Annotated in this window: 18 protein-coding genes and 1 pseudogene; 14 read left to right on the top strand and 5 right to left on the bottom strand. The window is 32.7% G+C overall.

The window, feature by feature from the left end; translation table 11 throughout:
* The first annotated feature begins 915 nt into the window (after positions 1-915).
* The 11 genes and pseudogenes from ACZDYH_RS18675 to ACZDYH_RS18625 all read left to right on the top strand — a co-directional run.
* Positions 916-2193 carry a replication-relaxation family protein gene (locus ACZDYH_RS18675; RefSeq protein WP_474886923.1) on the top strand — a complete coding sequence of 426 codons (1278 nt, stop codon included), beginning with the start codon at positions 916-918 and terminating at the stop codon, positions 2191-2193.
* Between the two features lie 190 nt (positions 2194-2383).
* Positions 2384-2773, top strand: coding sequence for a hypothetical protein (locus tag ACZDYH_RS18670; protein WP_474886921.1), 390 nt, complete (start codon positions 2384-2386; stop codon positions 2771-2773).
* Positions 2774-2790: 17 nt separating this feature from the next.
* Positions 2791-6198 (top strand): DNA translocase FtsK, encoded by a 3408-nt coding sequence (locus ACZDYH_RS18665; RefSeq protein WP_474886919.1) that lies wholly within the window; start codon positions 2791-2793, stop codon positions 6196-6198.
* Between the two features lie 257 nt (positions 6199-6455).
* A complete protein-coding gene (locus ACZDYH_RS18660) occupies positions 6456-7439 on the top strand; it encodes an RNA-binding protein (protein ID WP_434714718.1) in 984 nt (327 codons plus the stop codon).
* Positions 7440-7448: 9 nt separating this feature from the next.
* Positions 7449-8375, top strand: a complete 927-nt coding sequence (locus tag ACZDYH_RS18655; protein ID WP_474886968.1) for a hypothetical protein — start codon at positions 7449-7451, stop codon at positions 8373-8375.
* A gap of 215 nt (positions 8376-8590) precedes the next feature.
* The gene (locus tag ACZDYH_RS18650) at positions 8591-8878 is read left to right on the top strand and encodes a hypothetical protein (protein WP_474886917.1); all 288 of its coding nucleotides are present in this window, start codon (positions 8591-8593) and stop codon (positions 8876-8878) included.
* 830 nt (positions 8879-9708) lie between these two features.
* Complete coding sequence (locus ACZDYH_RS18645; RefSeq protein WP_474886915.1) at positions 9709-9993, top strand: hypothetical protein; 285 nt, start codon at positions 9709-9711, stop codon at positions 9991-9993.
* 267 nt (positions 9994-10260) lie between these two features.
* A complete protein-coding gene (locus ACZDYH_RS18640; RefSeq protein ID WP_474886966.1) occupies positions 10261-10626 on the top strand; it encodes a hypothetical protein in 366 nt (121 codons plus the stop codon).
* Positions 10627-10838: 212 nt separating this feature from the next.
* Positions 10839-11225 (top strand): nucleotidyltransferase domain-containing protein, encoded by a 387-nt coding sequence (locus ACZDYH_RS18635; RefSeq protein ID WP_000282357.1) that lies wholly within the window; start codon positions 10839-10841, stop codon positions 11223-11225.
* On the top strand, positions 11212-11625 hold the full coding sequence (locus ACZDYH_RS18630; protein ID WP_474886913.1) for a HEPN domain-containing protein: 414 nt from the start codon (positions 11212-11214) through the stop codon (positions 11623-11625). Before ACZDYH_RS18635 ends, ACZDYH_RS18630 begins: the two co-directional genes overlap by 14 nt.
* 95 nt (positions 11626-11720) lie before the next feature.
* Positions 11721-12038: pseudogene (locus ACZDYH_RS18625) on the top strand (phosphoadenosine phosphosulfate reductase); the annotation flags it as partial.
* A 503-nt stretch (positions 12039-12541) separates the two neighbouring features.
* Here the strand turns inward: ACZDYH_RS18625 and ACZDYH_RS18620 are convergent.
* From ACZDYH_RS18620 to ACZDYH_RS18610, 3 genes are all read right to left on the bottom strand, one after another.
* A complete protein-coding gene (locus tag ACZDYH_RS18620; protein WP_474886911.1) occupies positions 12542-13441 on the bottom strand; it encodes a hypothetical protein in 900 nt (299 codons plus the stop codon).
* Between the two features lie 13 nt (positions 13442-13454).
* Positions 13455-14390: a DUF6895 family protein gene (locus ACZDYH_RS18615; RefSeq protein WP_474886909.1), complete on the bottom strand. Its 936-nt coding sequence runs from the start codon at positions 14388-14390 to the stop codon at positions 13455-13457.
* Between the two features lie 109 nt (positions 14391-14499).
* The gene (locus ACZDYH_RS18610; protein WP_170951630.1) at positions 14500-14670 is read right to left on the bottom strand and encodes a hypothetical protein; all 171 of its coding nucleotides are present in this window, start codon (positions 14668-14670) and stop codon (positions 14500-14502) included.
* A 484-nt stretch (positions 14671-15154) separates the two neighbouring features.
* Here ACZDYH_RS18610 and ACZDYH_RS18605 point away from each other — a divergent pair, with 484 nt between their 5' ends.
* Together ACZDYH_RS18605 and ACZDYH_RS18600 are read left to right on the top strand one after the other, a co-directional pair.
* Positions 15155-15661: a hypothetical protein gene (locus tag ACZDYH_RS18605; RefSeq protein WP_474886907.1), complete on the top strand. Its 507-nt coding sequence runs from the start codon at positions 15155-15157 to the stop codon at positions 15659-15661.
* A 502-nt stretch (positions 15662-16163) separates the two neighbouring features.
* Positions 16164-16679 carry a DinB family protein gene (locus ACZDYH_RS18600; RefSeq protein ID WP_474886905.1) on the top strand — a complete coding sequence of 172 codons (516 nt, stop codon included), beginning with the start codon at positions 16164-16166 and terminating at the stop codon, positions 16677-16679.
* A 196-nt stretch (positions 16680-16875) separates the two neighbouring features.
* Here ACZDYH_RS18600 and ACZDYH_RS18595 read toward each other — a convergent pair whose 3' ends face one another.
* The gene (locus ACZDYH_RS18595) at positions 16876-17826 is read right to left on the bottom strand and encodes a tyrosine-type recombinase/integrase (protein WP_474886904.1); all 951 of its coding nucleotides are present in this window, start codon (positions 17824-17826) and stop codon (positions 16876-16878) included.
* Positions 17827-18826: 1000 nt separating this feature from the next.
* Positions 18827-20536, bottom strand: a complete 1710-nt coding sequence (locus ACZDYH_RS18590; RefSeq protein ID WP_474886902.1) for a hypothetical protein — start codon at positions 20534-20536, stop codon at positions 18827-18829.
* A gap of 937 nt (positions 20537-21473) precedes the next feature.
* Between ACZDYH_RS18590 and ACZDYH_RS18585 the strand changes: the two genes are divergently transcribed.
* A complete protein-coding gene (locus ACZDYH_RS18585; RefSeq protein ID WP_434714702.1) occupies positions 21474-21653 on the top strand; it encodes a hypothetical protein in 180 nt (59 codons plus the stop codon).
* Positions 21654-22221 lie beyond the last annotated feature (568 nt).

Below are 22221 nucleotides of genomic sequence, written 5' to 3'. Positions count from 1 at the left end.
AGCATCAATACCCTCAATATTCAACATATTAAAAAGAGAATACTAAGATAAATTAACTGTGACATTCTAAAAGTAGTAGGCTAACAATCACATCACTACTATGAAAAAGAAACATTTCTTCAAACTAGATTATTAAAAGTGAGATCACATCTTATTAACATCAAAGTGATACTACATTACAATAAAAACTTTTGTAATGTAGTAGGAATGATGATAGCAATTATAACCTTACATAAAATTAACAATTGGTTAATTTTATCCTTTCAGTTAGGATTACTCCTTTTAAACGAAGCAAAAGGCGAAGTAGTTCACGTGACTAAAACCTATATTTAAGTACCTGTAGACATATTTCTAACTTATTTTTGATTTGGTAGAAACAATTAATAATATTTATCTAAGTGAATTTGTGATTCTATACAATATAAAACAACTAAAAGAAAAAGTTCGAATTTTAAATTAAGCCAATATCAGAATTCGGAAAGAGTGCTTCATCACATATAAAAAGTTGAATTTCGAGTTAAAGATAGAGAAAATTACTCTTTAGTATCAATAAGCCTTTTTATAATTCTTGAATAATTTTAATCAATTAAAATAATATTTTTACTATCTAATAAATGTTAGGACGTCATAACATTATTTTATAAATGGAATTTCATTATAACTATTGTTAGCTGTCTAGTAGTAGCTCGTCCTAACAAAACAAAGGATTTAATAGAGCCCTATAAATCAATAATTTATAAGAGATTTATAAGAGTAGTTATCATCTCAACTTCGATGTACAAAATGAGGTATCTCTAAAGATTAAAAATCTCTTATTCATTTTTTCTTGTTTTACAACTATCACATCAATGTAATAGTATATTAAAAATAATAAGTATTTAATTTAAGTTTAATTCAATATAAGAGGTGTATGCATTGTCCGGAAAAGTGTATAAATATAGAAGATCAGGTACCAAAAAACATTTTCACTTAAAAGAAGCTGACATATTTGTCTTTACAGTTTTATATTACAAGAGAGCACTTACAACAAGACAAATCACTCAGTTATATAGTGCATTTGAGGGAAGAGAATGTTCTGAAGCTAGCATATTTACAAAGCTTGACCGCTACTCACAATATGGAGCTATGCTAACTAAAAGAATAGATAAAAAGGCTGACAGTATTACGAAACGTGCTTTATTTTCCTTAAAAGAAAAGACAATTGAATTCTTAATGGAAATAGGAAGAATTTCTGAAAAAAGTTCAAAAAGACGTTACTCAAGAGCAACTTCTTTTCACACAATGTGTTCACGTGAGGTCATGATCCGTACTCTTTTAGCGACTACAAGGAAGACACAAACCAATGGAATATTATATAAATTGGATATTCGTTCTTTTTACCAGAAAAATAATGTGAAAATTGAGGACAACCAATTGGCCTTGATTCCTGATGAACATATTTCATATCAAAATAAAAATATCCATATTGAGATGGATATGTGTAAAGAAACCAATTCTACCTTAGTTGAAAAAGTAGGGAAGTACATAGAATATACAAAAAAAACCACTGAAGATGTAACGGTTGTCTTTGTTATGTACGACAAATCTATGTTCCTTGCAGAAGATGCAGAACCGCCATACGTACGTATGAAAAATCTATTATTTTCTATGCGGAAGTATCATGAACTATTAATGAATATACCAAATCTAAATGTACACATTTGCTCATTGAAAGATGCTGGGGATGTTATTTCAGATATCATTCTAGGAACAGATGATAATCAAAACTTAGAACAAGATATTCTTTTTCCTTTATCTCAACGTACAGTAGGAGATGTCAATTGGCGTTACACATTTGTCGAAAAAATTCAAACGTTTAAAGAATCAATAGATGGTGGCCTTCGATGCACATACAGGAGAGATAAAGCTTCTATTCAAGATTTCTTTTTTATTTTTGGAAATGAAAATGATTACCGAATGATTGCAAGATTAGATGATGTCGTGTTTTCAAGAAGGGAAGGAGATGAAGGCGTTCCACTTGTAGTTATCTATCCTAAACGTGAAAATCCTAGAGATATTCTACTGATGGACACTTATGATAATGTACTACTTCTATCCATTCAAAATACAAATATAGCAACCGATGAACAGATTATGGTACATACTGCAAATAACGTTAATCCGAAAAGACGTAAACTTGTAGAATTATATTAATCGTTTATTTTTTATATACTTTTATATAATTTTATTGATTTTTATTATTTAAGATGCTAGAATAACGTTTGAACTAAACACTCAAAACTACAATCAAATCAGAACATATGAAATTAAGGCAAGCGACACACGCTGTTTTTACAGTGGGTGTCGCTTGCCTTTTTTGTATGGAGAAAGGTGGAAGTGGAAAATGACAATGAACATACAATGTGCAACAACTACTGGGGGAGTGCTCTCAGCAAGAGAAGCACTTAAAACTCCAGAACTAGTCCTTAAACATATTACAGAAGGGGGAGCTAAATTTTGCGTTTCCCTACAAGATATCAAAATCCCAGGAAAGCCTAATTATTATTGGTACGATGTAATAATTGAAACTGCAACGAATAACAAACTAGAGATAAATATTGCCGTACTTTCTCAAGAAGAATATAACCAATTGTGTGAAGGAGATAGTATTGACTTATATTTAAAACAAACTGAAGATACAGCGAAGTTCTTTCTAAAAAAATCAAAGGAACGATTCAAGTCAGAACTTCATAATCGTTTTACATTACACCATAAAGCTCAACTATGCCTTTAAAAGGTAGGTGAACCTTTATGAAAACATCTAAGAAAAGATTACCATTATACACTACAATCGCCTTAATTAGCGGATTTATCCTTTCATTTGGATTTGGTGTAGCAAACTATATACAGTTACTCTACTATGCATTTGAACCACCGTCTTATCCTATAGAAATTACATATGTACCACTATTTTTAATGTTCTTCTCTTTGCTATTAGGAGAATTTAGTTTTAGGTTCTACAGTCGTATCCCAGCTTTACAATTTCAAAATGGCAAGTTATTAATTTTAATTGCTTCTCATATTGCAGTAGATATTCAGTTTTTATGGTTTGCAACTACTCCTATCCATGCGAAAGTTATTCCTTATCTTATGAATAAAGCAAAACATGTTAATTTTGGTGAGTATCAAGCAATAGGGGATGTATTAACAGGAAATTTCCATACACTCACCATGATATTTGTATTCTTACCAACCGTATTTATGATTTTGTTTAGTCTTTGGTATAGTGGCCATATTGTCCGTTACAGAGAAGAAATCTTAAAATGGGTACAAAAATACGAATATAAAAATCATAAGTTGCAAAAGTGGTTTAATAGTCAAGAGGAACAAATATATCCTGATGTTGAGATAGGTCCTCATATTAAGCACAAAGAAATGATTCGAATCAAGGGGAAAGATAGAACCCTAAATGGAATTATTATTGGTCCTATTGGTTCTGGTAAGACATCTAGTTTAATTATTCCAATGATTAATCAAGATTTACACTGGATGGTACGTTTTATAAATAAGTTTGAAAATACGTATAAAAAGAATAATTATGATACTGAAGAAGTAAAAGGAACATTTTTAAATGGGATAACTGTTATTGAACCGAGTAATGATTTATGTCAAAAGGTATTTAAGTTAGTACAAGCACACAAGATTCCTGAAAGTTCAATTTATTATATTGATCCCACAAACCCTGATACCAAAAACATTAATATTTTACGTGGACCAGTTGATAAAGTTGCCGAGGTTTTTGCAATGGTTATCCAGGGTTTGTCGGAATCTAATAATGCATTCTTTGAACAAGCACAACGGAACCACCTTAAGCAACATATTTATTTATTAAAACTACATAACCCACAAAAAGATGTGACCTTTGATGACTTAATAGATATGTACGACGATGTAGAACGTGTACACCGTATGCACAAACTATTAAAAGTACAGGTAGAAAAATTATATGATTTTGTTCAAAGTGGTGTTGCTTCACGTGACCAGAAAAACGAATATAAGATTATAAAAGGTATCGATGAATGGTTCGATAATACCATTCGTGAAAAAATGGGTTTCCAAGGGGAACCGGCCGTTTATAAATCTGGAAAATATCGTGGAAAACCAATGCATTATGACCGGGAAGAAGAATATGTAAAAGGTTTGCGTAACATCTTAAAAGATTTAGCCTCAAATGTTTTAATACGACGTGTTTTATTTGGAAAATCAGATTTTGATTTTGATGTTCACCTAGAGCAAGGTGGTATTTTACTAGTAAATACAGCCAAAGGAGAACTTGCAGATCTTTCTAATGTACTAGGAAAATTCGTATTACTAAGTATGCAAAATGCTGTATTCCGAAGAGAACCAAATATTTCACCATACCATCATATTATTGTAGATGAATTCCCTGATTATGTTGTGCGCCCATTCAAAGAGTTCCCTGCACAATCTCGTAAATATAAAGTCATTCTGACAATTGCAAGTCAAACACTATCTCAATTAGCTTTGGATTTCACAGAGCAGTATATGTTTACTTTACTAGGTTCGTTCCGTAACAAGATGATATTTGGTGATGTAACACCATATGATGCGAAAATTTTTTCTGACATGTTTGGTGAAACAGAGGAATTTAAAGAATCCGAATCTGAACAAGGGATTTCTCCTATGCAAGAGAATCCTGTTAGTCGCTTAGGTTCGACATACCAAAAATTAAAAGAAGTCGTTATGTCACCAGGAGATATCATGGCACAAGGTGCCTTCATTTGTGCTGCACGTATTGTACAAGACAATCATGTACAACCTGTACAACAAATTACTAGTAACTTTGTACCCAAAGAGGAATTTGCTCAAGCAATCATTCAAGTAGAAATTAAGTCTGGACAATATTGGGAAAACGAACGTCTTCGACTCATTGAAGAATCTATCGCAAAATCAAATCCTATGAAACATGTAGATGCAAATAATATAAAACAGATAGAATCATTTCCACCTATGCATGGTGATAAAATAGGCCAAAATAATTCCATAGAAACAAACAATAAGAACCAACATATTGTAGAGTTGGAGAATTATAAAGAATACAAGTCCGAATATGAAACAAACACCGTAGAAAATGTAACTTTTCCCGATTATTCTACGGCTGTCAGTCAACAGGGACATATTATTGAAGAAACTGAAAATAAGTTGTATGAAGAAATTAAGGCATTTGTAATCGAATCACAACAAATCTCGCCATCTCTTTTGCAAAGAAAATTCAGAATCAGCCATATAAAGGCTGTACAATTTATTGAGAAGTTAGAACACAATCAGGTTGTGAGCACTTACACTGGGAATGGCCCTCGTAAAGTTTTAATTTCAAACAATAATAGTACGTCGATATTATCAAAGGATTCTCAAATCAATACTACTCCTTCATCTAATACAGATTTAGATAATACGACTTCACGAGAAAATAGCATTCCAAACGAAGAAGCAAAGCAAGAGGACACAGGCTTCTTTAAAGACATCCTATATGATGATGTAGTAGCCTTTGTTAAGGAATCAGGGAATGCTTCTATACATGCACTACAGAACGCATTTAAAATCGATTATACACGTGCTTCAAGATTACAAGATGCCCTACAACGGAATGGCGAGCTGCCGAATATAACAAAGGAGACACATATGGAAATTGTAAGTCCTAAAAAAAATATGGAGCTAGCAGAACGGAAGAAAGAGGTATCTAATACTATGTTGGAACCAACAAGGGATATAGATTACCCAATTCATTTAGGAATTCCTGTTGAGACTGATCCATTGCAAAAAAAGCTTCTAACAGAGGGACTTATAACTACAGTATTAGAGGAAGCAAAAACAGATATGAAAACTAATTTAAAACCAGCTACAAAAACAGTTAATCCCACTAAAGAAAATAAACTTGATGAAGAGGTTGCAAAAGTTTACGAATCTATTAGCATTACTGTTCATCAAAACTTAGAAAAGAATTTGGTAGATAACACTAGAAATAATGAAGAGCAGCCTGCATATAAACATATGAGCTATAAAGAACGCCAAAAAGGCTTAAAAGCCAAACAAAAAAATAAGTATAACAATACAATTTCACTATTTAACAAAAACCAGCAACAAAAGAAAAATACATCTAATGTAATGAGTAAGGAATTAGATGATTTTTTTGATTAATACCTACAGAAACCTAAAAAATTTTTTATTCAAGATTTTATTTTCAGGGAAAAGCTAGCTTAAAATAGGAGAAAAGGTTAGATATAGTATTTTAACTTTTCCCTTTTCATAAAATAAGACTTGCACAAACCACTTAAAAACGTTATATTTTAATTAATAATTATACAAATAAAACATGACTTACGTGAAGGACACACCTTACGTACCATTCCAACGGTACAGGTGTGTCCTTTTTTACGTTCTAGGAGGAAAATATAATGGTAGAAGATAAAGTAAATACTCATATTCCAAAAGAGCTAGGGATGGTATTTGAACCTGATAGCACGCTAGAGGCAACCTTTATAGAAACAACTTTCAATCAATTTGAACGAATACGTGAACATGAATTAGAAGAATTAGCTCGTATGAAACGTGAACGTACTGTAGGGAAAGGCTTAATTACCGTAGTATCTGAAAAATTATTCCCAACTAAAAACGGGACATCTGAGCGGATACAAGTGCTCACAATGCAGATTGGTACTCATACGACAGCATATTGTCCAATTACAGAGGCAGGTATAAATATTCCTAAAAATCCTCAATGGCTGATAGGTAGAACAAAACCTGTTATTATTGAGCATTTCCAAAAAACTGAGGAAGGGAACTTTGCTGTTGTATCTATCACGGCAGGAGAACTTGCACTGCAAAGAAAATTATATGAAGAAATAGTAGAGCAAGAGGGGAATAAAGTATACACAGGAACAGTTTCTGGGCATATTCCATCTGCACAAACTATACTGGTTGAAGTTCATGGTGTAACAGTAGGAGTAAGATACTCGCAATGGTCTCATTCATTTGTTCGTTCGGCAGATATTATTATTGGTGATATTGTAGAGCTTATCATCGATAAAGTAGTGGAAAAGGATGGGCGCTATGAGTTTAGAGGAAATAAAAAGAAACTAGAAACGGATCCAATGGAAAAACTATTAGAATTAAACAAACGACGTGACCGCTTTGTAGGTAAAATTGTAGGTGTAGATGCTATTGCTGGGATTTTCGTAGAAGTTGCACCAGGTATTCAGTTTAAAGGGCTAAAGGGTCGTAATCTGGCAAATCCAACCGTGGATGACGCAATAAACCAAACAATTGTTACATGTGAGCTGCTTAATATTGATACTAAAAATAGAAGAGGAACTGTACGTATCCTAAATTATCCGCAAGGTCAAAGTAAAAAATCTAATTCGTCAATTTACCAATTTTAATGGATGATTATGCATACAATAGAGAAACAAATGTCTACTTATATCCCTTCTATTCCTCATTTATCAAGTGAGGATGCACAAGGACTTCAAATATATCGAATACATGATTTGGATAAAACCTATGTATTCCACTCTTATGACGAATTAGTTAAGTTTAAGCAACTTTTAACAGAGGAACAATATGCTATACTCAATTTTATTGGTGTTCATACATCCGTTCGGTTTAATCATTTATTATATCTATTCAAGAATAAATTTTCGCGGAAGAAAATTTATAATGCACTTCAAGGATTACTTTACTATCAATTTATCGAAAAATGGCAAGTAGAAATTTTTGATATGGAAATCTTTGAAGAAACATATACCTTATCCAACAATGGATTTAAACTACTAAAATACTGGCAAGGCAATATGTTCTTCTTTGCCCCAGAGCGTCTTGACAATCATGGTAAATATATTCACCTGCGTTATTGGCATGATATAGACCTACTTTGCCATTTACGCTACGCTCCTTCATTTTTAGGGCATATTATACATCCATCTATTAGTAAAGGGGTTTTTACTCCTTCTTTAAGTTTTATAGTAAATGGAGGAAAAGAACGTAAATTTAATTTTGTTGTATACTCCACCTTATTATCTGATCAAAAGGATCGATTAAAACGAATAATTGCTAGATGGAAGACTTTTGTAGAGTCAGGAAAAGATGTTATTATGCAGGACTTAGGGAATAACCCTACAATCTTAGTTATTTATGTTTCTACTAAAAAACAAGCAAAGCAAATTAATAATGAACTATTACTTGATTTAATTCCTGGTAAAGTATTGTTATGCATAGGGGAATCTTTACATTTTCAAGGATTACAACACGCTTTTTATCAACCTCTTGCAGAAGGGGAGATCAAACAATTAGATACAAAGCTATTTATAGAAAACTAAGCCACCATACAAGCTTTCGCTTTAAGGGTGGCTTGTTTATTTTATAATTAGCTTGAAGTATTCAAAAAAACTTAACAAAATTAATAATCCTGTATCTACCTCTATACAAAGCACGGATTTTGCGAAATAATATTCTTTGACACCTGTTAATAAAATAACATTATATACAAATATAGTTATTTCATTGGAGGAATATACAAGAAAGGAGTACTATATTGCTACGTATACAAAGAGGGTACATGTACGATCCTGATGATAATGAGGTAATAGTAAATGAAATTTTCTATGATGGTACATCAGAAAAAAAGTTAGGCAGTAAAATGGGTGTATTTGATGCGGTTAAAGTACCTGTTGCTATTTTTCAAAAGGTCCAGGAAAACGAAAGTATGACCTATATGGAAAGTGTTGAAGTAGAAAAAAAATATATAAAGGAAATACTTTGTTATTTAGTTCAAAATCAAAAGCCAGAAAAGCTATATTTTGAAATACAGTACATGAAGTAACTTCAGGGACTGAATATAAGAGGGGATTTATAGCAGGGGATTCAGGGGCATTATTATACAATACATGTGGGATCTACATATAAACTTCCTTCTTATCCCTGTTCTATTGAAAACAATTGAATATAATATAAAAATAGTTTAATATAAATCTATATTTATTGTTTAATTGATTCCGTTTATTCCCACACCCTATGTGTTGTGGTTGAGTTTTAGAAACAAGTTGTATTCTTGTTTCGATTATGAAAGGGCTTCTTTGAGCCGATTAGTGTATATATAGCTTATTTTGCTACGCACATTTTAATCGACTTGAAGAAGTCCTTTTTGTGTTGTCTTCGAGTTAGGAATCACTTATACATAAACTTTTAGGACTAAAAGTATGCTAAATGAGAAAACACATATTTTGTGCTTTTTGTTTAATTTAGAGGAGAGATTATATGAATTTTTACAGAGCATAGCATAAAAAAATATGGATAAACGCACATATTTCGTGCTTTTTATTTAGAAAAGAGGATATTTATGATGAAATATGAACATGCAATTACTTTAGATATGCCAACATTATCAATAGGGGGTATCATTTAAACCTTTCAAAAGAAAAAAATTAATAAATACGTTAAAAGTTATGAACTTACTATCTATAAAATCAAACCTTTATCGCCTCTTTATATTATTGAAAACTTCAAAATTTGACGATGAAGTAAGATAATAAGTATTAATTCATAATAGCATTCGGAAGGGAAGAACAAGGGAATTTAAATATGTAAAGTACTTGTTGCAATACTAAAAACACTAGAGATTAGGATTTGTAAACCAGAGAGGAGTCATATAATATGATTACAGTTAACCGAGGGTATATGTACAATCCAGATGATAATGAAGTTCTAATTACTGAGATTTATTATGAAGCTGCTACAGAAACTAAATTAGGGAGTAAGATGAATAGCTTATCTTATTCAGTTCTTCCTAATAAAATTAAAGAAAAAATAGAAGCAGTTACTTCATTATCCTATATGGAGAGCATTGAAATGTCACAGCAATTAGCTGCTGTATATCAGAATGAAATTAATAAGTATGGAGAACCGGAAAAATTGTACTTCGAGTACACAAATATGTAAGAAGAGAGAAGGCATTGAACGACCTAGTTCAATGTCTTTTTTGAATAAATTTACAGAGATAGAAAAAATAGAAATACGGTAAGTAACTTTTACTATATTCATCTTAAGTTCATATTTACAGGTGAGTATTCAATAAAAGGAGTTAGCGAAGATTATAACCTAAGCGGGTTTAGGTTTCTAGAATAAATATACAAGGGGGCGTAAAGGAGGCATATTTTTTTGTCTCCTTCTTTTATTATAAGGACATTTAAAACTATCCAATTCGCAATGTTTACAAATATTAAGCATTACATGTTTCTACTTACAAAGATTGAGCCAATATTAGAGGAACCACATCATGACTATAAGCTATTTCAATGTATGTGCAATTTAAAGATAAATCAAATATATCAAGCATTTGAAGGCCAGAGGAATGATACTTATATAGATTCAAATGCCCATCCAGTATATATACATACACTTATTAAGCAGGCGAATTTACTTCAATATGTTATTTCCATTGTGCAGGAGGAAGGAGTTATCCTTGCTGCATCGATACTATTGATGCACTCATTTGACTTGTACACCGTACATAGGATTACAAATTTATCAATTTCATATCTAAGAAACTTAAGGAATACACTTTCAAAATAAAACTAGGGGGATATCTACAATCAGCATTATTATCAATATTGCAAAAGGAAAAAGGCTTGTACCATATATTGTTTTAATAAATAAAAGAGGGAATAGTAGTGCAAACGGTAGACCCTTATAAGAATTCAAATAGGTATACGAATGTTATCAAGCATTGCAAAACGTTGGAAAACAAGAAAAAAAATATATAATAGCAGGGAGAAGAGAAACGCATGTATAATATACTTAAACGTCAATTTAATTACATTATCCGAGGGGTGATTCGGATTAACGAAGAGGTACAAAGGGAATTGGACCTATTAGTGCAAAAGATTCGTGAAACTGTATCTTCTGTCCAAAAAATCATCCTTTTTGGCTCTCATGCATATGGCACACCAAATGAAGACAGTGATTTTGATCTCTGTATTGTTGTGGAAGGTGTAGGAGAAAGAAAAAGGGAAGTCATTAATCGTATCAATTGGGGGATTTACGATGTAATGGAAACACCAGTTGATATTTTAGTGTATGGGCCAGAAGAGTTTCAAGAACGTGCTAGCCGTAATGTAACTATGGAACATAAGATTGCACTAGAAGGGAAGGTCCTATATGAGAAATATTGAGGATCTAAAAAAGTGGGTATTCATTGCAAAATCCGATTTAGATTCTGCTATTTACTTATCTGATATGAAACCTTTCCCCACTGCAATTATTTGTTATCATAGTCAACAATGTGTGGAGAAACTCCTAAAAGGATTTCTTGCACTAAACGGTAGACCAGTCCCTAAAACTCATAACCTTTTAATGCTGCACAAATCTTGTTGTAGATTAGATGAGGAGTTCTCATTGATTTTAGAACAATGCGTGCAGCTGAATGGTTATGCTACAGACATTCGTTATCCGTATTTTGAAGCCCTTACTGTTCAAGATGGGTTAATAGCTATACAACATGCTCAAAAAGTAATGCGTTTTTATAAAGAGATCTTAAACAAGCTAAATATAAATGAAATCGTAATCGATTAAAAATAGAGGGAATACATAAAAGAGAGTGCCTATGATAAGGGACTCTCTTTTTCTATTTAAAAAGAGAAGGAGCGCCCTATACATAACAAAATAAAATGATGGATATATATATAAAAATTAAAGAGGAAATGAAACAAGTCTATTTATCTCGCGATTGTTGTTTTGTAGGTTACAGTGGGAGGAAAAATAGTTCTGCTATGTTGGCATTGCTATGGGATGCGATTTCCGAACTGTCGCTAGAAGATCGTACAAAACCGATTCATATATTAACTTCCGAGGTTTGGGTAGAAACACCTGTTATGGTTGTATATATCTCACGTACATTAAAGAAAATTCTAAAGAGTACGGATAAGCAAAACCTTCCGTTTATAGTACATAGTGTGCGATCATTAATGAAAGATTCATATTGGTATTAACTACTAAGTAGAGATGTCTTCCACCTTGTAACTCTACCCATAAGTTTGTCACAGTTGGAAGCATAAACTTGCACTGAGCTAATTATTAACCCATAAGCTTGCCGTATGTTTTATTAATGTAGCTTTGGAATAATGTTTGGTCAAATCTGCTATGTAAAGCTGTTCAGGTTCTTCAGACCAAAACAAAAAGCATAGTTAATTCCTATGCGGATACCCATGCTTTTTCTTGTTATTTCATTTGTTTTTTACATTTTGTGCCTCACAAGTGACCGTTATCAATTATTTCTCCTTAATATAAAAACAAATAACGATAACATTTTTTAATAATCTTAAGCAATCTGGTCCGATAGTTGAAGATTATTAATTTTATAGCTCTAGACTGATATTTAAACACGCTATCCATTTGGTGATTTTTTCTAATCTTTCAACTTGCGTCCTTCTCTATACTCCACTTTATTAAAGGACTTATACTCTAACTTAAAACTACTTTGATAATCATATTATGAACTCTTTTTATTGCTACTATTATTCAGTAATTGCTCTATTTTAGATTCGTCGATTAATACGTTGGAAGAAATTGTAGGTGCAAGTATAAAACCAGGTTGTTGCCAGTCAGCTAAAGTCAATAAAACTGCTACAGTCGGAAAAAAATACAATTGCCAATCTTCATCGTTCAAGCCAGCACGTCTTGCTTCTGGTTTCAGCAAGCCAAAAGAACCATCCTCCTGTTGTTGATCAAGTAGCCATTCTAATGACCATTTACAAGCAATATCTTGTTGTAAATTGAGGTAAGCACAGGTACGTAACAGAACACTAACTACTTCTATATCCCAATACCGGGCATAAGAGACAGCCAAATTTGGTAAAATTGTGGTTAAAGAACCACAATCAATGAGATGACGGCCATATGTAGTAGCATTTGATAAATTCTGGCAAAATTTTAATGTTTGTTGACGGTTCATATTAACCAATTCTCCTATTGTTGGCCAAGTATACAAACTACTTTTTTGCTTTTGTAACTTAACCTTAAAGCCACTATGTTGGAGAAGATTATAGAGAAGATTTAACTCGTTTGGCAGTGGATCAAAATCCTGCAAAACCTTAGCATATTCAAGTGACAAATCAAATAAGCAGGGATGAATAATCTCTTGTTCTTGTAGAAATTTATGTACTTCTACTGCTAAAATCGGGTCACCGGAATATGTCCGGTAATCAAAAGGTGCAATTTTTTCCACAATCTGATTTAAGTTAAAAAGGACTTGATTTTCCAATTGACCATTAACCATCTGTGTTGCCCATATACCTAATAAGCGCTGAAGTTGACGTACTGTATCTTGTGGATTTATATCTAACCGAATTAACCAATTTTGTGCTTTTAAAACAGCTTTAGAATTTATCATTATATATCTCCTATTAATTAGTATAAATATTACGACGTATATAAGATCCGCAGAAAAGAATTCCTATTAAAGTCGTATGATAACAATTCTCAAATAAATTCTTTTGATCTGGAACCTCATTAGAAAGAGAAAAATGTGGTCCCGGTAAAGCACCATCCAGTCTCCAAGCCCGTAAAAATTCTAGAGCAGCAGTTTTAAACAAAGAAGTATTACTTCTCCCTAATGCAACCATGTTAATTAATAGTTCACCTGTAATATCCCAATCTGCCTTCTTCCAATAATATATCAACAAAGATTCTAAAACTTTTATTACATCTTGATTTTCATCTCTTGGTAAGTGCATCGTTAATCCACAGAAATCAGTCAAATAAAATAATGTGTGAGTGATAGAATAAACTTCCCATTCAGATAGAAAAACTGGGTTTGGACAAAGACCAAGAGTTGTAGAGCTGTAAATGGATTGCCAATCTGGTGGTTCCTCCATTAAACCTGCCTTCCATTGCATATATTGTAATTCCAAGGTACGATATGGAGTTTTTTCTGAACAGTTTGGATAATTGTATTTTTGTATACTTTCCAATGCTTTCTCATATTTTTCCAATCGATGACCTGCCATCCGTAACGTCATATACGCTATGAAATAGTGATCAAAATGATTGGGCATTTTACGTGCACACTGTACAATTAATGGATCATCAAAGAAGTCCAACAAGAATTCTTCAATAGGAATTGTCTGCAGCTTCAGTCTAGAATCATTCCATTGATTTATAAAACTATACATAAGTGCCAGTTCTGTAATCTCTTTCATATTTTCAGGGTTTGCTACATTTTCAGGTACAAACATTGGCAAATTCTCTATAGTCCAATTCAAACCACGGGTAACACAGGCTCGTAATTCTCTGTTAAAATCATCTGACAGTGAATTATTCTGAGGCTCTATTTTACTCAAATTTATATCTCCTATTCTTAAGAGGCAGGATTAAAGACTTCCTTTACCTCGTAATTAAGTTATAGTCTTTAATCCTACGATGAACACTCTTTTTATTACAAAAATAATGCTACTCCTTTACAACAATGCAGTAATTGCCGTTACAAGCCACAAACCCACTTTTAGCAGAAAGACCCATTTCAGATAATTCTTTTGAAAAATTAGCTAATTTTTCTTGATCTAAATTTAGCATTTCTTTTTTTACTAGAGCCTTTAAAATATCCTCATGTTGGTTAGACATTTCAACACCTCCTTATTATTCAATAAACAGTATTTCCTAAATCATCTTTTAAATACATATATTTCCTTTAGGGTGATTATTAATTCTAAAATAGTAATCAAAGCTCTATCACTCTCAGTTATCTTCAAACGCTTTAATCTTTTGCTCAGTGAGAATACTCAGTATCTTTACATGGAATAATGAAGGATTGGGCTAAAATATAAGAGAATATGATGAAAAAGCTAGTACGAAGCTTTTGTATGCTGCAGAGTTTATAAATAGACTTTCTAGATTAATAGAAGCAGAGGAAATACTATCCGAAGAGACAAACCATTTCTTTGCAAAAATACTAAAGGAATTAGGAAACGAGGCTTTTTTAATAGCTTAACATGCAAATAGAAGCTATATTTAAAGTGACTACCAGTAACGTAGGTACTTTCTTTAAATTAATAGTAAGATGATACAATGTATTAATTAATATATAGAGAATATAGGGGGATGAATTATGCGCCTATACATATTAGAAATTACTACAGAACATAAAATCAGTTTTATTAATGCAACATCAATAGAAAAGGCCATAGAAGCATTTAAAAGGATATATAAACATTATGAAGAACAAGTACCATTTTACGTTAGAGAGATACATCCGAGTGAAAAAATCATAATGGATACAATAAGTGGTGAAATACATTGCATAGGAGACAATAGCGTTCTAAAGAAATGTTTGGAGAATCTTATGCACTTATATACTCCAATTGATTGGGTTCCTACACTTGTACTATATCAAGATATAAAAACTGATTCGATTTCGTTTACTATACATAAAGAATGCCTTATAAAAGGAAGCCCTGAATATAACGAGGTTGGGATGGATGTTTGGAAAAGTGCTCTCCAGGTATCGTCAGATGACCACAGAGAGGTTTGGAATGCCCTAAAGACATTTTTACACATCCAGGTACTTTCTGTATTCGAATTAGAACAAGTAATCAAAGTTAATGAAATAAGGTGATAATAATGGAATTCGAAGAACTTATACAGTTTGTAGAAGAAAATAAGCAAGAGCATTTTCAAGATATAATTAGTCAGAACGAAGCTGCAATTAAAAAGATAGATGCGGAAAAGTAAGAAGTAATCAAAGAAAAATATATTAATAAGAAGACGTGTTCTTATTAATGTATGGTTAATATAAGTCACTGTTATTGATTTGAAATAAAGATTAACTGTTTATAAAAAAGGCGCGATGTTTTGAATAAAGTCGCGACGTTTATAAAAAAGTTGCGATGTTTTGCCCCTTTGGATCTGTTTATCTAAAGGGGTGTTTTTATAGTGAAAAGAAGATCTGAGCTGAAAGGCGGATTAAGGAACCGTTGAGTAGCAATAAAGTTACTCAACTAAAGGGCCAGTTTGTGGAGGATTTTAACAGGTTTTTTAGAGTTATTATTTAAAAAAGGATTTTGAAGTCTTTTGGTGAAAATTAAATATTAAATCTATAAAAGATAGAGTTTGTTGTGATGTTGAAACTGTTTCAATATAACTGGCAAGTCCGTGATGATTGGTTTACATTGTGCGAAGACATACCAGATGAAGAACTATTAAAGAAACGGGTCGGTGGGTTCGGCAGTATACTACATACCCTATTTCACATTGTAGATGTGGAATATATGTGGATCTTAGGTTTGCGAGGTGAACCAGTGCCTGAGGAGCCATTGTTTGAGGATTATGCCAACTTACAAAAAGCGGAAAATCTTTCAGCTCAATACCATGAGAAAGTGAAGCCATTTGTGACATCTTGGACAAATGAAATGGATTCTCGGAAACTTTCAGAAACTGATTTCAATGAAGAACCGATTAGCTCTAGAGACGCACCAATCAGGCGCCGAGTCATTGAATGTACACACGGAGAGATCATACGTCATGTCATTGTCCACGAAATCCACCATATTGGCCAGTTATCTATATGGGCACGTGAAATAGGAAAGGAGCCTGTTTCCGCAAATCTGAGAGGAAGAGGGCTATTCGATAATTAGACTGCCTTTGCCAATTTCACAAACGGGCGCGATTGTTGAACAACATAGGTAGAAATGATCAAACTTTTTTATAAAAACCAAACTTAAATCTGCTGGGGAAGAATCCATTTTGATCAATCTTTTTCAAAATGGATTCTTTTTATTTATCGTAAAACTTTGGATTGCGAGGTATTTTTGATCAAACTTTATTTCAAAGCTACAACTGTAAATATTGATAATATCTTTTTAAAGATATTTTAGTTTTGAACCCCATCCTACTTACCAACTCATCTTCAGTTAATCTTTGCTTAATAAGACGGAGAATAAAAGTGTTTCTCATCTGCTGTGCAGAGCTACGCCTATTTAATTCCGCACGTTTCACTTCAAGTCGTATCATCTTTTGTATAGCAACTTCAGACAAAGCCTTTGGTGCATCATTTTCGTACACCCATCGATACGTACCTCGATTAAAATCAAATGCCACAAATAGAGGATTATCTGTGTGTTGTCGAGGCCTTACGGGTTCCGGAATAGTCTTATAATACTTGTAAAGCTGCTGTGTATCTTCCAAAGTTAAAGAGACAGACCTAGTTGCACCATTTTCCCCAGGTACCATTAAGATATTTCTAGCAAACTTTATATGGCTCATATTAAGCGATACAAGCTCTTGCAAGGATAACCCATAGTTTACTACTAAATTTATAATACAAACGTTTCTATCCATAATAAGAGGGCGATATTTAGCTTGTCTTTCCGTTAATCCCTTCGTTGATAGAACAGTTTGTTTTAAAAGCTTTTCTTCCATTTCGGTAATAAAATCATTTTCATTTAGTGATTGATCCGGAATTAAAGAGAGATTAATACCATCCAATGGACTAACTATACCTAAAAACATGTGTAACTTCTTTAAAACCACCCATATTCTGTGTCTTGTTTTCTGAGAATATTTACGCTTGTCTTCTAACTCAGAGAAATACGTCTGATAGACCGATTCAGAAAGTTGACTCCATGATTTGATATGTATAAGTTTCTCATTTGCTCTTAGCCACTTATAAAAATCTTTAATATCGTAAGCATAACGTTCAATCGTGGATTGTTTCCGTTCTTTTTCTGTTAAATAAGCAGAAAAGGCTGCTAAAGTTTCTTCTAAATTAATGTTTTCACTCATTATAATCACCTAATTTCTTAGGATATATTATAACAGAAAATAAGTGGAAGACCTGCTACCGCCCTTTGCTACGCACGGTTGCTGGCATCTCCAAAACGCAAACGGACAAACCTCGCCCTGGTAGGGATACGTAGGTTTGTCCTTTAGTATGTGGGTAATGATATGTTTATTTTCCATTATTATAACGGATTTTACAAATATTTTCAATTAGGTCAGACATCTTATTAACAATCATACTAGCTATATTAAAAATCTATTATAAATATATATCTTATATATTAAAAAGAAATAAAGATAAAACTATTATAGGTATTAAAAATAGGGGAAAGATCTACTCCCACAAGCGAAAATTTGATATTAGAACGTAAAAAATCATAAATAGTAGAAAATGTATACGGAAATTCAATGATTATTAGACTATCAATTCTACAAAAAAGCATAAAGAGAATTATATATTTCTACATGAAATCGGAAAGAAATTGATACAAAACACTTTATATTTATCCAACTATGGAAATAGGCTTTATTTTCTTTATTTTGGTAAATAAGCAGTATCTAACGTTCAATTACCCACATTTTATCCAGATTAGGCTATTATTTGTTAACATTACTCAGTATTTACACATAACTCACATTATTATTGATGATTTTTATTAGATAAATACAACAACATTAGTAATTACAATGATTTGTGAAAGATTATATTCACATTGAATCTTATTTGTCCGCATATCCACTATCTTTATAATTTTCCTTTTGATTTTTTGTAGGTATTATGAGATAGGTTTTAATACATTAGAAGAATACTCCCTAGTGTTATGTGGAGAGTTATATATTGCTAGAATTGAATTTGTATAGAAGTGCATAAAAAAAGACTCCATTTTACATGAAGTCCTTCCGATTTGGTATTTTAAGTAGAGTAGCAGAAATGGATTACTAATCATACAAACACGAATAGCCCTCTACTTTCGATTTTTTCAAAATAGAGAGCTCATTACTATTATTTTATTTCCATTTCGTTTAGCACCTGATCTGGAGCTGTTATTGTTACACCAGCACGTACTAAACGCTCGAAGGTACGCATAAACTCTAGTAAATTAAACTGTTTTGGTAGCTCAATCACACGCAGCTGCTCTTGTGGTAGTTTATCAATGGATTCGATAAACCACTCACGTACATCACTTGGAATTATGCGTTCTTTATGGCCACGAACTTTTAGCTTTTCACGCATTTTAATTTCTAAAGCGATATATGCATGGAGATTCACTCCTTGATCATATGCATATTTCCTAAATAACGTTTCTTCCTGGTATTTTAGATAATTACGGTGATAAGACTCTTCCGTCACTGGTACCGCAAACTTCTGCTTCAGTAATGCATGCACATTTTTAAACATCTTCTTAATGTTATGAAGAGAGTACATAGAATAATGTAGACCAAAATTAAAGATAGCTTGCTCACGGTCACTATTTCTCTCTTTTGGTATATGTTGCGCAATAAGAGGGTAGATCCCTTCCTTTGCTGCTGTATCGAGAATTTGATATTGAGATGTTTGATGCAATAGTTTCTTCAATGTATATACAATTTTCGTTGGATATCCTTCTTTTCGATCAACCATGTCACGTAGTCCGCGAATTACACTGCGAATTTGACGGTGACAAGTATGCTTTAATACATGAATGAATTTATTCATGTCTGCGGACAGTTCACCGATATTCATCTCTTGTAGGACTGCTTCGATAAATTTCGCTTTTCGAGCATAGGTAGCTTTTGGTGTAAATGGATCCCTATGTTGTTCTTCTCCAGCTTCTTTCGAACATAAGAAGTCTGAATGGATAGACAGATATAATGTTGTATATCGTTTTGTATGCTTTACACCTTTTTGCATTTTGCAAATTTTGAATAGGGGATTCCCCGTACATGGTAATGCAGTTGTTAATTCCTCGATAACCGCACGAATCTGATGCGGATATTTTTTATGTAAGAAACGATACATCCCACCGAAGTGAGTTTTGTTTCCTCTTTCGTCCTGCTTGTCCAAAGAACGCTTTAATGTTGTTTCCGTATGTTGTTGCATCGCAATGTCTAAGAATAATTTCTTTGCTGCTACAGATAGTTTAAAGAAAGCCTTTGTAAATACAACAGGACTAATATATACGTACGGATTTGCTTTTTCTGTTTCCTCATTCAGAAAATGAGTCAGTTTGATTGTATATCGGCCATCTAAGCCATTTTCAATAGAGATTATGTTATGTAAGTTTAATTTCTTTAATGCAATATAGAATTGAGAGTGCTGAATGTATGCAAGCTCTTCTTTATATTGCTTGTAATCTTCCCACATCATATGTATTGTTACATTTGGAATAACACCATTAGTAAAGCATTTCTTATGTAGATATAAGAACACTTCTAGATCAGCATTTGTAATGCCGTATAATTTATGCTTTCTTCCCGCTTTTTCTGCAAGTGTAGACATTGCGCGACGTGAAAAAGATGGTTTAGCTTTTTCGACAAAGCCTTCTACGTCAGCAATGCGATCTTCGTATGTCATGTGCTGCAGAATATCTTCCAAATATGTATCTTTATAGCTGTAGTATTTCTCCTCAAATGTTTCCACAAATTTTTGCCAAGATTTGAGTGTTACTAAAACTGCGTTTGTTGTTTCCCCATTTAAGCTACGTTGATTACGTATCACAAATGATTTCCCCATCTTTTTCACCTCCGTTCTACAAATTCAGAAATATATGCCAAAATACTATAAAATATACCAATTTTGATTATAGCAAATCGAAAAATGATGAAAGGTGCTCCTTTAAGAAGAAAAATAGCAACTTGCAACAGCTTATGAAGCTAGTGGTATCAAGGGATAAGAGAATTTCATGATTTTTTTTTGTGTTAAGGATACCGCAAACGTGTTGCAAGTTGTGTGGTATGTATAAAAGTAAGTGAAAAGGCACCTAAACCCTTGGTATATAAAGGATTAGAGTGAAAGTGGCAGGGAAGTTAGGGAAAGGATACCGCAAACATGTTGCAAGTTAGTGAATGCAATCATTAAAAATAAATTGTAATAATTAGCATTGATATAAAAGGAATTGTTGGCATTTATAGAATGAACGTAGGGAAAGGATACCGCAAACAGTGTTGCATCTTGTGAGAAAAATAAGGGCATGCATACCGCAAACGTGTTGCAAGTTGGTTAATATGTATAAAAGTAAATAGAAAAGTACCTAAACCCTTGGTATATAAGGGATTACATTGAAAATGGTAAAGAAGTTAGGGAAAGGATACCGCAAACATGTTGCATATTATGTATGTAACTTATTAAAAATATGAGATAAATAGCTTAAAAACTTTAAAATGATATGATTTTTTTTTAAATTACTTGGTTGAGAAATAAATTATACTGTTGCAAGTTGAAAGAAATAGGGAAAGGATACCGCAAACATGTTGCAAGTTGATTAAAAATAGGTAAGAGAAAGGGCAACTGTTGCAAGTTGAGAAATATAAGGAAAGCAAAGCGCAAAAAGTGTGCAAGTTGAAAGAAATAGGTAAGAGAAAGAGCAACTGTTGCAAGTAGAAGAGTTAAGGAAAGCAAAGCGCAAAGGGAATGTAAGTAAGGGGAAATAGGTAAGAGGAAGAGCAAACTGTTGCAAGTTGAGAAATATAAGGAAAGCAGAGCACAAAAAGTGTGCAAGTTGAAAGAAATAGGTAAGAGAAAGAGCAAACTGCTGCAAGTTGAGAAATATAAGGAAAGCAAAGCGCAAAAAGTGTGCAAGTTAAAAGAAATAGGTAAGAGAAAGAGCAACTGTTGCAAGTTAAAGAGTTAAGGCAAATAAAGCGCAAAGGAATGTAAGTAAGTAGAAATAGGGAAAAGAAAGAGCAGCATGTTGCAAGTTGAAGAGTTAAGGAAAGAAAGGCGCAAAAGAAATGCAAGTAAGTAGAAATAGGGAAAAGAAAGAGCAGCATGTTGCAAGTTAAAGAGTTAAGGCAAATAAAGCGCAAAGGAATGTAAGTAAGGGGAGATAGGTAAGAGAAAGAGCAACATGTTGCAAGTTGAAGAGTTAAGGAAAGAAAGGCGCAAAAGAAATGCAAGTAAGTAGAAATAGGGAAAAGAAAGAGCAGCATGTTGCAAGTTAAAGAGTTAAGGCAAATAAAGCGCAAAGGAATATAAGTAAGGGGAGATAGGTAAGAGAAAGAGCAACATGTTGCAAGTTGAAAAATTAAGGCAAGCAAGGCGCAAAAGAAATGTAGTAAGTAGAAATAGGGAAAAGAAAGAGCAGCATGTTGCAAGTTGAGAAATATAAGGCAAACAAAGCGCAAAAGGAATGTAAGTAAGGAGAAATAGGTAAGAGGAAGAGCAAACTGTTGCAAGTTGAGGAGTTAAGGAAAGTAAAG

It is taken from the genome of Bacillus sp. EB V-12 (genome assembly GCF_056158125.1).
Note: the sequence above shows the minus strand (reverse complement) of the source record. Positions and strands in the feature narration are given on the sequence as shown.